A 13,889-nucleotide genomic window follows, 5' to 3' on the forward strand; every position below is an offset into this window, starting at 1 on the left:
GTTACAATGTGGCTTATCCCGAACTGGGGTTATCTAGTATAAAGTGGAGGGTAACATTGTGATATTGTGGAAAACCACATTATAATTATGGTTTTCATTTATAATGGCTGTTTGATAGCTCAACTGTAAGGCTAGGTTTATGGTTAAAAAGTCTAAAGTCTGGGCTAGCTTGAACGCTTATTTTATTATCGTGGTAGCGTTCTTTGTTTGGTTGATGCTGGGTAGCGCCAATGCACAAACCTACTATTTAGGCGTGCTGGCACCGCAAGGGGAAACGGCTGCACAAGAACGCTGGCAACCTTGGCTCAATCAGCTTAATGAGCAACTCCGAGAAGACACTGTGGTTTTGGTGCCGCTAGCGTTAGAAAATTGGCAGCAGGAAATCGAAGCGCAGCAGTTTGCCCTAGTGCTTGGACCACAAGTTCAACTGATTAAAATGAATACCACCCATTGGCGCTGGCTTGCGACCTTGCAAGCTGATACAGAGACCGCTCAATTGGATATACCTGATGATAACCAGGGTAAAAACTTTCATAAAAAAAGTTTTAATAAAAGCGCTGATAAGCCGCTTTCTACAACGGTTAATCTAGCCAATGAATTTAATAAACTGTCTCAAGACAGGCAGTTAAAAGAACCCAGCGCCATGGAAGCGGTCGCCAGTGCACTTTGGGTAAAGGCGGACAGCGGTATTTATCAGTTGCAAGATTTGCAGCAGTGTAAAATTGCCGCCGTCGATAGTGAGGCTTTCGGCGGTTATCTGCTGGTCGCGCATTTATTACAACAAAACGGGGTACCGTCCAACCGTTATCAGACCCAGTTTGTAGGCTATCCTATTGAGCGCACATTACATGCATTGGCGAGTGGCAGTGTAGATGCAGCGATTGTGCCGCTTTGCCTCATGGAAGAGATGGCGCAGCAAGGAAAGATTAATAAAAAACAATACCGACTTATTCACCCTGTGGCGACCGCTTCTAGCTGTCAGTCTTCAACAAAGATATATCCCAATTGGACATTGGCGGCGACCGAGCAAGCACTTGCTGCCTTGATTCGGCAAATCAATCAAAATTTATTTGGTTTGAGTGAATTTGGAAAGAGTCAACCAGAGCAAGAGTCGTTAGGGATAGGACAGCGCTGGCTACCAGCCGAATCGAGTAGCGATGCTGAACGTATCCTTTATGATATGAATCGTCATCCGGCACAAAAGCAGCTGGGCGCGCATATGGTCGATTGGGTAAAGGCGCATCGATTGTGGATGGCAGTTATCGTTTTAATTGTACTGATATCGACGGTGAATTATGCGTGGATGAGCTGGTTGGCATGGCGACGACGGCAAAAAATCATTCTGCAAAATCAACTGATTCGTGATTATGACCTTCAGCTACGTCAATCTGAACGCTTCGATGTCATCGGTGAGATGAGTGGTTCAATCGCCCATGAAATCAATCAGCCGCTGGCGACCATTCAAAATTATGCGCCAGGCTTATTGATTCGCAGCCAAAGCAATCAAATGAGTCGGCGCGTTCAAGAAAGTACAGATGTGGATAAAAACTCGGTAAATCGTTTGCATGTGCTAGAAAAGCAAGCAATAGACAAACAAGCAACAGAAAGTGCGTTACAGCAAAATGCCGAGCAGCAAGGGGCGACACAGATAATGTTACGTTGTCAGGCAAAAGATTATAATGGTAAATCTTATATCGTATTGCATATAACCGATGATGCAGGCGGTTTTGATGAAGCGCAGTTGCTTGACCATAAGCCGTTAGAGGGTAATCAGCAGTTAGTTGAGGGTCAATCACAACAGCGTCTGACTAATAAATACGCCACCAAATCGACCAAAGAAAATGGTTTAGGCTTGGGGCTGATGATATGTCAGCGTCTATGCAAGCCGCTTGGCGGTATGATGCAGCTTGGCAATATCGAAGTGCAGCAGGAGCTTAATACTATTCAAGCGTTAGGCGGTTATCAGCAACGCTTAAAGCGGTCGTTAAATGGTAAAGTGCGCTTGATAAAAACGGAAAATACTCATCCATTAGTAAACAGGGTAGGTGCGCAAGTGTCTTTTTATCTGCCGCTGCATTTGGCAGATGATGTTGAGAGATAAGATAATAAAAACAGAGCTATGTAAATCCAAGTATTTATAAAATCTGCAAATACACTTAATCATAAGGTTGCGTATGAATGCTCAGCATAATTCAGTTAAGCACTCAGAATGGCAAACGCCAATTAATAGCAATAATGAACTTCTACTGGTTCATATCATCGACGATGAAGAAAGCGTGCGTAATTCCTGTAATTTTTTAATTAGCAGCTTAGGATTGCCGACCCAAGTGTGGTCAAGTGCCCTGACTTTTTTGCAGCAAGTTGATATCTATTATCCCGCGGTGATCGTCAGTGATTTAATGATGCCAGCAATGAGCGGTCAAGCACTACAAGCGCAGCTTAATCAACATGAAAGCCCCATTGCGCTTATTGCATTAACTGGTCAAGGTGAGATTGCTGATGCGGTTAACATGCTCAAACTAGGCGCCGCCGATTATTTAGAGAAACCGATTAATAGTCACCGTCTCCAAGAAGCGCTTGAGCGTGCGCAAGTATTAACACTCAAGCGTGCTCAGCTTTATGGGATCAAAAAACTCTATGCGCAGCTAACCGAGAAAGAAAAACAGGTCGCTCATGAGTTGATGCAAGGCAATCTGAATAAAAATATCGCCGACCCTTTAGATATCTCGATACGTACGGTAGAGGTACATCGCTCACAGGTGATGAAGAAAATGCAAGCACAGCATGTTAGTGAGCTGATTCAAAAGTTGGTCATGCTTGATTCTCAATAAATAAAACAGCCATAAAAAAACGCCTAATGAGAAGGCGTTTTATTTTTAAATTCAAAATATTTTGCGAAATGAGTTAGCTTAATATCAAACTGTCATCTTCGACCTTTTCACCGCGTGTCTGCTCAAACATATCCAGTAAATCATGCACGTTCATGCCTTTACGGATATCGCCAGATACGTCTAATACCACCTGACCTTGATGAAGCATCACAGTACGCGTACCATGAGCTAGAGCCTGCTGCATTGAGTGCGTGACCATCATCGTTGTCAGCTGATTGTCAGTAACGATTTTATCAGTCAATTCTAAAACAAACGCCGCCGTTTTAGGGTCAAGGGCCGCCGTATGCTCATCAAGTAGTAGAATCTTAGACGGCTGCAATGAGGCCATCAGCAGACTAACGGCTTGACGTTGACCACCGGATAACAGTCCCATACGGTCGGTCAGACGATTTTCTAGACCCAACTTTAATACTGATAATTTCTCACGAAATAAGTCACGGTTATTTTGATTAAGCGCAAAGTTCAAACCACGTTTGCCGCCGCGCTTATAGGCAAGCGCCATGTTTTCTTCGATGGTTAGCGCCTCACAAGTTCCCGCCATTGGGTCTTGGAAAACGCGAGCGACCCAATGGGCACGTTGGTGCGCGGTCTTTTTGGTGACATCAATACCATTTAACAAGATCGAACCGCTATCGACGCGCGTGGTGCCACTGACCGCATTTAAAAAGGTCGATTTGCCTGCGCCATTGGTACCGATGACGGTGACAAATTCACCATCGGCGATATTTAAATTGATACCGCGTAGGGCAGGGTTTTCAATGGGCGTTCCAGGATTAAAGGTCAACCGCAAATCTGTAGCTTGCATCATAATTATGATTCCTTATGGTTGCACATTGACATTAAGCCCGAACTTTACGACTTAAAAATTTATTTTTAGCTTTTGGTAAGACTAAGGCCAATACCACGAGTAGCGCGGTAATCAAGTTTAAATCTTGTGGACCAAATCCAATACTACGTAATGTACTGCTTGATAGAGCCACCTGAATAAAGAGCTTATAAAGCACCGCACCAACGACCACCGCAAAGGTAATCAGCCAAATTCGCTTAGCTGGAATTATGGTTTCACCGATGATGACCGCTGCCAAACCAATGACAATCGTCCCGATACCGATGGAGATATCAGCGCCACCTTGCGTCTGCACAAATAGTGCGCCTGCTAAAGCAATCAAGCCGTTAGAGATTGCCATACCAATGATGGTCATCCATGAGGTGTTGATACCTTGCGCCTGTGCCATACGTAGGTTTGAGCCAGTTGCCCGCATCGATAAACCCGTTTCGGTACTATAAAACCAGTTTAAAAACAACATGGCTAATAGCACGACGACACCAATAATAAGGCAGCGCATCCAGTAACCATTGCCATCACTGACCAAGGTGCTAAATACTGTCGTTTCACCTAATAATGGTAAGTTTGGCGCACCCATAATCCGTAGGTTGACAGAGTATAAAGCAACCATCACAAGGATACTGGCAAGCAGCTGTAAAATACCCAGTTTAACGTGTAGCCATGCGGTGACGATACCCGCAACTGACCCCGCTAGCATACCAAAGGCACAAGCCAGCCAAGGATTCACACCAGCGATGATAGAAATACCCGCGACAGCGCCGCCCAACGGAAAACTACCGTCAGCGGTCAAATCCGGAAAGTCGAGGGTACGAAATGAGATAAGGACGCCGAGCGCCACTAGGCCATAAATCAGACCACTTTCAAGCGCACCAAAAAAAGCAATTAAAGACATAAGAGATCAGTAAGTCATAACCCAGCGTTTAATAAATGATGGCGAGATAATTGAGATAGGCGACATATCGCGCTATCAATCAGCCAACTTTGCTTAAACGACTAAGCGGTGAATTTAACAGATAGGGGTATCTGCAGTTAGGGTCAAGCAAAACTTATAATTACTATTAATAACCCTAAGTCTTGCTTATTTAAAGCCTTGAAAAAACAAGCCCAGCCTACTGACTGAGAGCTGGGTTTGTCTGCGCTACCTATATAGCCATATCAAAATAGCCATATCCAATTAACCTAGACGATAATTGATAAAAACTACCGTTTAAATTAGAGTTAAAAGCGGCAGTTATTCTAACACTACTTTTGCTTTATCGATAACGGCTTGTGGTAGCGTGATGCCTTCGGCTTGCGCATTCTTTGGACTGACATGTAAATCAAGCGATTGCGGCGTATAAACAGGGATTTCGCCTGCTTTTTCACCGTTTAAGATACGCGTAACGATTTTACCAGTCTCGCGGCCCAAATCGTAATAGTTTACCCCTAAGGCTGCAACGGCACCGCGCTCAACCGAACTGGTATCAGAGGCAATTAGTGGAATCTTACTTTCTTTAGCGATTTGGTACAGTGATTCGTATGCTGAAACCACGTTATTATCCGTTGAGGTATAAATCATATCGACTTTACCTTCAAGGCTACGAGCGGCCATCGCAATATCGTTACTACGCTGCGCAGGCGCTTCGTGAACGTTAATACCAAGCGGGGTCAGATTCTCTTTTAGCGCTTTTAAAACGATGGTTGAGTTCACCTCACCTGGGCTATAGACATAACCGACGTTTTTTAGACTTGGAATAATTTGACGCATCAAATCGATTTGCGGGGCATAAGGAAGGGCATCAGAGGCGCCAGTAACGTTGGTGCCAGAGCCATCAAGTTTCGGTACCAGTTTTGCTGCAACAGGGTCGGTGACCGCTGAGAACACCATAGGAATGCTGCTGGTAGAAGCGGCTACAGACTGAGCCGATGGCGTGGCAATCGCTACGATGACATCTGGTGCATCAGCGACGAATTGCTTGGCAATCTGACCGGCAGTGGCGGTATTACCTTGGGCACTTTGGAAGTTGATGGTTAAATTTTCGCCTTCTTTAAAGCCGGCGTCACTTAACTCGTCGATAACGCCTTTACGCACATCATCGAGTGCTGGATGTTCAACGATGGCGGTAATAGCGACCGTTTTCATGGCAGCTTTGCTATCGCCGCCCGTTGTAGCGCCGTCAGTGGTGTTGGCATCTTGTGCTGGCTGGTTACAGCCGGTCAAGATAGCGGTGCAAACACCGCCCCATAATAAAGCCTTGGCAAAACGATTTTGATACAACATGGGTCTGACTCCTGAAAATAATAATGTGTCCGTACATTATATAAAAGATAAAAAAGGGTAGCGCTGCCAGCCATTATCCTAGCTGATTGTGTAATCCGTTGTATAGCTGATTATTAATTACCGTCCATTTATTCTTTACTATTGAGACGCAACTATTTATTAGTGACTATTTACTGGCCTTTTGTGCTTCTTTGTCGACATTGATGGCGTTTTTAAGTAAGTCTGCCGATAGGCTAGTACCTTGTTCCGCGGCGTGTTTTGGGCTGACGTATAGTGTTAAGGTATTCATCACTTGCGGTGCGATATCTTTGGTCGCTTCACCGTTTAATACCCGGTACACCATTTTGCCTGTAGTACGGCCAAAGTCATAATCATTGACACCAAGTGCCGCCGTCGCACCGCGTCTGACGCTAAATTCATCTGAGGCAATAACTGGGATATCAAGTTCATTAGCCGCATTTGCCATTGCTTCAAAGGCCGAAACCACGTTGTTATCCAATGAGGTATAAATAACCTCTACCTTGCCTGCCAGACTACGAGTCGCCATTGCAACGTCGGTAGGGCGATTGGCAGTAACGCCCAATATCTTAAGCCCGCGTGCTGGTGCTGCTTTTTCCAGTTGTTTAAGAACCACTACGGAATTGGCTTCGCCTGGGCTATAAACATAACCAATGGTTTTCACATTAGGGACAATTTTTTGAATATTGTCTAACTGCGGTTCAATAGGTAATTCGCTCGACAAACCAGTCACATTGGTTTGGATAGGCACGTCATTTTCGTCAATTAGCTTGGCTGCCACAGGGTCTGAAATGGCGGTATAAATAACCGGAACAGTTTTTGTCGAAGCAACTACCGATTGCGCAGAAGGTGTTGAGATGGCAACGATAGCATCTGGATTGTCACCGGCGAACTGTTTGGCAATTTGCCCAGCCGTTGCGGTATTCCCTTGCGCACTTTGAAAATTAACGGTTAGGTTTTGCCCTTCTGCGTAGCCGTTGTCCGCCAGCTCATCAATAATACCGCGGCGCATCTCATCTAAAGAAGGATGCTCGACAATTTGCGTGATGGCCAAGGTTTTGGCAGGCTTGTCGTTATTCGCGCTATCATCAGCGTTGACGGCAGGGTCGGTCGCATTATTAGAGCAAGCGGTTAAACCAAGCGCCGCGCTAATAGCAGCGCCGCACAGGCTAAGGCGTAAAGTAGTGGCAAAGGTCATTTTATTTTGGCTCATAGGTTAAAGAGTGCAGGTTACCCGAGTCAATATTATGTGCATGATGAGATAACGGGCGAACATAAAGGTAATCAATCCCTTGATGATTACGTCCATATTATGACAGTAATGTAACTTATGGCAATAAGAAAATAAAACGCATTTGTCATTCATTTTATAAAGGTTAGTAAAGATGGATTTTTGTCTATATTTTTATTTTTTGCCCATGCTCTTTTTATTTTGTCACCAATGAATTTTGGGCAAAAAAAGATGCCACGAAAGCATCTTTTTTATTATATAAGTACAACCGCAGTTAAGCCAACACATCACCAATCACGCAGTTGTCCGGTAAAGTAACCACCGTTAGCTGTGTTTTCGGGTTGCCAGTCGATAATACCATACCTTCTGAGATGCCAAATTTCATCTTACGCGGCGCAAGATTGGTGACGCAAATCACCTTTTTATCCAGTAATTGCTCAGGTTCATAAAACTTACGGATACCGCTAAAGACATTACGCGGTTTGTCTTCGCCAACGTCCAAGGTAAATTGTAAAAGCTTATCCGCACCTTCGACATAATTACAGGCTAAGACGTGCGCCACTTTCATCTCAACTTTGGCAAAGTCTTCAATACCAATATAGTCCGCTTGCCCAGCTTCACTGTCAGTATTAGCTGCTGGTACTGGCTGGGTGTTTACTACTGCTGTTTTATTATCTGAATTATTATTGCTGCTAGCAGTAGGAGCGTCTGCTTGTGCCAATGAAGCTTTTGAATCTTCAACCATTGCCGCAACGTCTTTTTCTTCGATACGCTGCATCAAAGGTTTAAATTTATTGATTTTATGACCAAGAAGCCATTGATTTCGGCTAGCAAAGCTTAAGTCATCAATGTTTAAGAACGCTTTAGCATTGGCCGTCAGCTCAGGCAATACTGGCGCCAGATAAACCATGAGTTGACGGAAGATATTAATCGCCACCGAGCAGACGTCTTGCACTTCTTGCTCAGTGCCCTCGATCTTGGCAAGTGACCAAGGTTTTTTCTCATCGATATATTCATTGGCTTTATCAGCACATTGCATGATTAAGCGCATCGCACGCGAGAATTCGCGGTTTTCGTAAGCGGCGGCAATTTCATCACCGGTTTTGGTAATATTTTCTAGTAATTCTGTTTCTACGCAAACCTCTGACAGCATACCGTCGTATTTCTTCACGATAAAACCGGCACTGCGACTAGCGATATTGACCACTTTACCCACCAAGTCAGAGTTGACCTTTTGCATAAAGTCTTCTAAATCAAGGTTGATATCCTCAACTTTGTCAGACAGTTTGCTGGCGAAATAATAACGCAAGTATTCAGGATGTAAGTGTTCCGCGTAAGTTTCGGCCTTGATAAAGGTGCCGCGTGACTTACTCATTTTTTCGCCATTGACCATCAAGAAACCGTGGGCAAAGACACCAGTCGGCGTACGGAACTCACTACCGGCAAGCATCGCTGGCCAAAATAGCGCATGGAAATAAACGATGTCTTTACCGATAAAATGATACACCTCGGTTTTATGCTCGTTTTCTTGCATCCAATAACGGTCAAAATCAAGTGCTTGCTCTGTATCTTCACGCTTATCACATAGGTTTTTAAAGCTTGCCATATATCCGACTGGCGCATCTAGCCAGACATAAAAGTATTTTTCTGGCTCATCGCTTGGGGTATCTGGAATTTGAAAACCAAAATACGGCGCATCACGCGAGATATCCCAGCTGGTCAGACCCGCGTCAAACCATTCTTGCAGTTTATTGGCGACGGAGACTTGCAAGCGATTTTCGCTGCGCGTCCAATCTTTTAAGAATTGCTCAAACTCAGGCAAATCAAAGAAATAATGCTTAGAAGTTTTAAGCACGGGCGTCGCATTAGATAGCGTTGAATGCGGATTGATAAGGTCGGTCGCATCATAAGTGGTACCGCACGCTTCACAGTTATCGCCATATTGGTCAAGCGCGCCGCATTCAGGACACTCTCCTTTGACAAAACGATCGGCTAAAAACAGCTGCTTTTCAGGGTCAAAAAGCTGTTTGACGTCCTTTGTACTGATATGTCCGGCGCTATTAAGGCGACGATAAATCAACTCAGAGAAATGCTTGTTTTCTTCTGAATGGGTGCTGTGATAATTATCAAAGTCAATCAAAAATTTGGCAAAATCGGCTTCATGTGAGGCTTTTACCGAGGCGATTTGCTCTTCTGGGGTGACGCCATTGGCTTCTGCTTTGAGCATAATCGCCGTACCGTGTGCATCATCAGCGCAGACATAGGTGACCTGATGGCCTTGTGCTTTCATCGCACGTACCCAAATGTCGGTCTGAATATATTCTACAAGATGCCCCAAATGGATATAGCCATTGGCATAAGGAAGAGCACTGGTTACTAGAATCTCACGCACTTTTGTCACCTATATTTTTATAAAAACGGGTTGATTTTCAAACGTCTCGAGCACTTTATGAGGAGTCAGCACCGTATTATCAATGCTAAATTATTAACACTTAAAACGTCCAATAACTCTAAAAAAGAGAAGAATTAAAAAAGTGCGCCTATGATACCGTAATTCGGCCGATTTTGTGATATTACCTTGGTAATTAAATCGATGCTTAATCACGCAGGCAGCTACGCAGTTACTCAAGGATTTAGCATATAAGTATTTTAAGATTGTTATCTGGTCGCTAGGATAATAATATGCTAAGTTAGCAAAGAGAGTGTAATTTAGTTATATCGATACATAATGTATTGTCTTATATAAACGATGAGACATTACCTATATAAAAAATAATGTGACTTGCAAGGAGATGAGCATGAGTCAATCAAAAGTATACAGTAGCGCAGCAGAGGCGTTAAAAGGTATCGTCAGTGACGGGCAAACTCTCGCTATTGGAGGGTTTGGACTGTGCGGTATTCCTGAAGCGCTGATTGAAGCGCTGCGTGATAGCGGGGTCAAGGATTTAACCTGTATCAGTAATAACGCCGGTGTCGATGATTTTGGTTTAGGCTTACTATTACAAACGCGCCAAATCAAAAAAATGATTTCATCGTATGTCGGTGAAAATAAAGAGTTTGAGCGCCAATATCTGTCAGGCGAGCTAGAGGTTGAGCTAACGCCGCAGGGAACGTTAGCGGAAAAACTGCGTTCAGGCGGCGCTGGTATTCCAGCGTTTTATACCGCAACTGGCGTTGGCACACAAGTAGCTGAAGGCAAGGAAACGCGCGAGTTTGATGGTCGCACCTATGTACTTGAGCATACTTTGCGGGCAGATGTGGCACTAATTAAAGCACAAAAGGCTGACAAAGCCGGCAACTTAATTTTTAATAAAACGGCGCGTAACTTTAATCCAGATTGTGCGATGGCGGGTAAAGTTACAGTTGTGGAAGTCGAGGAAATCGTAGAGATTGGGCAGCTAAACCCCGATGAGATTCATCTGCCGGGTATTTTTGTCCAACGTATTGTCTTAAATGATAATCCCGAAAAACGTATTGAAAAAACTACTACCAAAGCAGCCACTACAAGCGCTTAAATGAAAGATTATTTAATAGTTTTAATGAAAAAATAACAATAGGCTTTGTAAAAAATAAGGAAATTATCATGGCATGGACAAGAGAGCAGATGGCACAGCGTGCCGCTCAAGAATTAAAAGACGGCTATTATGTTAATTTAGGTATTGGTTTACCGACCCTAGTCGCCAACTATATCCCTGAGGGCGTCGATGTTTGGCTTCAGTCTGAAAACGGTTTACTCGGTATCGGTGAGTTTCCAACGGCAGAAAATGTCGATGCGGATTTGATTAATGCAGGTAAGCAAACCGTCACCACCGAACCGGGTGCCAGCTATTTTAGTAGTTCAGAATCGTTTGCGATGATTCGCGGTGGTCATGTCAATCTTGCCATCTTGGGCGCGATGGAAGTATCCGAAAAAGGCGATTTGGCTAATTGGATGATTCCGAAAAAAATGGTCAAAGGCATGGGCGGCGCGATGGACTTAGTTGCTGGCGTGCAGCGCGTGATTGTACTGATGGAGCAAGTCAATAAGCATGGCGAGCCAAAAATTCTTGCCGAGTGTGAATTGCCTTTGACAGGTAAAGGCGTGGTCGACCGTATCATTACCGAGCTTGCCGTATTAGACGTCACTGATCATGGGCTAAAACTGGTTGAGCTGGCAGAAGGCGTAAGTTTGGAGGAGTTACAAGAAAAAACGCCAGTGAGCATTACCCAATAAGCCAGTTTAATAAATAAGCGGGTAATACAGGCATCCAAACAACCTATTTAATAATGGACTATAAAATATGGCGACCACATTACAACAAGATTTGATCGGCAAAGTGGCATTAGTCACTGGCGCTGCAAGCGGCATTGGCCGTGATATCGCTGAAACCTATGCTAAAGCAGGCGCTGCCGTTGGTATTGCTGATATTAATCTGGCAGCCGCACAGCAAACGGTCGATGCTATCGAAGCCGCTGGCGGACGTGCGTTAGCGATCGCCATGGATGTGACCTCAGAGGGTGCCGTAAATTCTGGCGTACAGCAATTAGTGGATACCTTTGGTGGTATTGATATTCTTGTATCAAATGCGGGTATTCAAATCATTGACCCGATTCATAAAATGGCGTTTGCTGATTGGAAGAAAATGCTCGCTATTCATTTAGATGGGGCATTTTTAACGACTAAAGCGGCTGTGCAGCATATGTATAAGGCTGACAAAGGCGGTACGGTCATTTATATGGGCTCGGTGCACTCGCATGAAGCGTCATTATTTAAAGCACCGTATGTAACTGCCAAGCATGGACTGCTTGGACTGTGCCGGGTGTTGGCAAAAGAAGGCGCTGAACATAATGTACGCGCACATGTCATTTGTCCCGGTTTTGTCAAAACACTATTAGTCGAGAAACAAATCCCGCAACAAGCGGTTGAAAAAGGCATCAGTGAAGAATCTGTGGTAAATGACATTATGTTGGTCAATACCGTTGATAAAGAATTTACCACGGTTGATGATATCGCTCAATTGGCATTATTCTTAGCGGCTTTTCCAAGTAATGTATTTACTGGGCAGTCTATCGTTGCCAGTCATGGTTGGTTTATGAATTAACGCTGTGGTCAATGGATAGTTTTACGGGCTGTTTGCTTGGTCTAAGCATCATTCGCTTGCTAATAAAACCCCAATCCTTTAGCATTTGATTTTATGTTAATTTGAGCCAATAATATTGGCTCTTTTTTATGAGCGTCTGTTGCCCCATTTTGCGCTGCACGGAGTAAAAGCGATGAATAATAAAGACTTGGCGTTGACCTATGCCAAAAAAATAAGCCGTGCTATCGAGCAGCAGCAGTATGAGCAAGCGATCGAAGAGATTCAAGATCTGCGTCCTATCGATATAGCCGATTTATTGGCATTAATTGAACCCAAACTCGCTTGGCAGCTCCTTGCGCATTTACCCAATCGCTCGACGATATTTGCTTATTTGGATCCTGATAGTCAAGTGGCACTCGCTTATGTCTTTCCACGCGCTATTTTAGCCAAGATAGTCGGCGAGATGCCATCTGATGAACGAACTGATTTGTATAAGCGCTTAAGTCAAGACCAACGCGACGTGCTATTACCTGCCTTAGCGCAGGCAAAGCGTGAGGATATTCGTCGTCTATCCGCTTATGAAGAAGGCACGGCTGGTGCCTTGATGAGCTCCGATTATGCGACGTTAGGGGCTGAGATGACTGTCGCCGAAGCCTTGGATGCGCTACGTTTAGAAGCGCCTGATGCCGAAACTATTTATCACGCTTATGTGATTGATGACGCGCGTAAGCTATTGGGCGTGGTGTCATTAAGGGTGCTTATTTTATCATCGCCTGAGCAGCTGATTAAAGACATCATGGTCAGCTCGGTCATCTCTTCTGATGTCAACGATGATCAAGAGGACGTTGCGAAAACTGTTGCCCGTTATGACTTAATTTCCCTACCCATTACCGATGCCAGTGGGGCGTTGGTTGGTATCGTCACCCATGATGATGCGATGGACGTGGCAAGCGATGAAGCCACCGATGACTTTCATAAATCAGGCGGTGTCTCAACCATGGTCGGGCGCTTAAAAGACGTCAGTATTACCGTTCTCTATCGTAAGCGGGTTTTTTGGCTGGTGTTTTTAGTATTTGGCAACTTGCTGTCGGGGCTAAGTATCGCTAACTTCGAAGACGTCATTGCGGCAAACTTAGTATTGGTATTTTTCTTGCCTTTACTGGTTGATAGTGGCGGTAACGCCGGCTCGCAATCAGCGACTTTAATGGTACGTGCTTTAGCAACGGGTGATGTGGTGATGCGTGATTGGTTTTCGCTACTTGGCCGCGAAGCCTTAGTTGCACTGCTACTCGGTGCGACAATGGCCGTTGCCATTGCCCTTATCGGCTATGTGCGCGGTGACGCGACCGTCTCTTTGGTTCTGGCGCTAAGTATGCTGTGCGTCGTTATGATTGGTAGTGTCATTGGTATGAGTCTGCCTTTTATACTCAATAAACTCGGTTTTGACCCTGCAACCGCCAGTGCGCCTTTGATTACTTCAATCAGTGATGCGTCGGGCGTGCTGATTTATTTATTCATCGCTTCTAAATTTTTACCGATTGGTTAGTTTGTTTAATAAACGGTCATGTACATAAGACCGCTT

11 protein-coding genes are annotated in these 13,889 nt (G+C 44.5%); 6 read left to right on the forward strand and 5 right to left on the reverse strand.

Features of this window, described 5'->3' with window-relative positions; genetic code table 11:
* The first annotated feature begins 139 nt into the window (after nucleotides 1-139).
* Both IQ457_RS09410 and IQ457_RS09415 read left to right on the forward strand, forming a co-directional pair.
* Complete coding sequence (locus IQ457_RS09410) at nucleotides 140-2,101, forward strand: PhnD/SsuA/transferrin family substrate-binding protein (protein WP_200662959.1); 1,962 nt, start codon at nucleotides 140-142, stop codon at nucleotides 2,099-2,101.
* Nucleotides 2,102-2,174: 73 nt separating this feature from the next.
* Complete coding sequence (locus IQ457_RS09415) at nucleotides 2,175-2,831, forward strand: response regulator transcription factor (protein ID WP_200662960.1); 657 nt, start codon at nucleotides 2,175-2,177, stop codon at nucleotides 2,829-2,831.
* Nucleotides 2,832-2,904: 73 nt separating this feature from the next.
* Here IQ457_RS09415 and IQ457_RS09420 read toward each other — a convergent pair whose 3' ends face one another.
* From IQ457_RS09420 to metG, 5 genes are all read right to left on the reverse strand, one after another.
* Nucleotides 2,905-3,699, reverse strand: a complete 795-nt coding sequence (locus tag IQ457_RS09420) for an ABC transporter ATP-binding protein (protein ID WP_144296483.1) — start codon at nucleotides 3,697-3,699, stop codon at nucleotides 2,905-2,907.
* Between the two features lie 31 nt (nucleotides 3,700-3,730).
* Complete coding sequence (locus IQ457_RS09425; protein ID WP_068404436.1) at nucleotides 3,731-4,630, reverse strand: ABC transporter permease; 900 nt, start codon at nucleotides 4,628-4,630, stop codon at nucleotides 3,731-3,733.
* 339 nt (nucleotides 4,631-4,969) lie between these two features.
* Entirely contained in the window at nucleotides 4,970-5,998 is a 1,029-nt protein-coding gene (locus tag IQ457_RS09430) for an ABC transporter substrate-binding protein (protein ID WP_144296481.1), read from the reverse strand.
* Nucleotides 5,999-6,164: 166 nt separating this feature from the next.
* Entirely contained in the window at nucleotides 6,165-7,214 is a 1,050-nt protein-coding gene (locus IQ457_RS09435) for an ABC transporter substrate-binding protein (protein WP_144296582.1), read from the reverse strand.
* Between the two features lie 307 nt (nucleotides 7,215-7,521).
* Complete coding sequence (gene metG / locus IQ457_RS09440; protein WP_200662961.1) at nucleotides 7,522-9,639, reverse strand: methionine--tRNA ligase; 2,118 nt, start codon at nucleotides 9,637-9,639, stop codon at nucleotides 7,522-7,524.
* A 406-nt stretch (nucleotides 9,640-10,045) separates the two neighbouring features.
* Here metG and IQ457_RS09445 point away from each other — a divergent pair, with 406 nt between their 5' ends.
* The 4 genes from IQ457_RS09445 to mgtE all read left to right on the forward strand — a co-directional run bounded on the left by IQ457_RS09445 (nucleotide 10,046) and on the right by mgtE (nucleotide 13,853).
* Nucleotides 10,046-10,762 (forward strand): CoA transferase subunit A, encoded by a 717-nt coding sequence (locus IQ457_RS09445; protein ID WP_144296479.1) that lies wholly within the window; start codon nucleotides 10,046-10,048, stop codon nucleotides 10,760-10,762.
* Between the two features lie 68 nt (nucleotides 10,763-10,830).
* Nucleotides 10,831-11,460, forward strand: coding sequence for a CoA transferase subunit B (locus tag IQ457_RS09450; protein WP_200662962.1), 630 nt, complete (start codon nucleotides 10,831-10,833; stop codon nucleotides 11,458-11,460).
* 67 nt (nucleotides 11,461-11,527) lie between these two features.
* Complete coding sequence (locus IQ457_RS09455; protein WP_200662963.1) at nucleotides 11,528-12,328, forward strand: 3-hydroxybutyrate dehydrogenase; 801 nt, start codon at nucleotides 11,528-11,530, stop codon at nucleotides 12,326-12,328.
* Nucleotides 12,329-12,500: 172 nt separating this feature from the next.
* Nucleotides 12,501-13,853: a magnesium transporter gene (gene mgtE, locus IQ457_RS09460; protein ID WP_200662964.1), complete on the forward strand. Its 1,353-nt coding sequence runs from the start codon at nucleotides 12,501-12,503 to the stop codon at nucleotides 13,851-13,853.
* Nucleotides 13,854-13,889: the final 36 nt, after the last annotated feature.

The sequence above is a fragment of the Psychrobacter sp. M9-54-1 genome (assembly GCF_016613355.1).
In the GTDB taxonomy this organism is placed as follows: domain Bacteria; phylum Pseudomonadota; class Gammaproteobacteria; order Pseudomonadales; family Moraxellaceae; genus Psychrobacter; species Psychrobacter faecalis.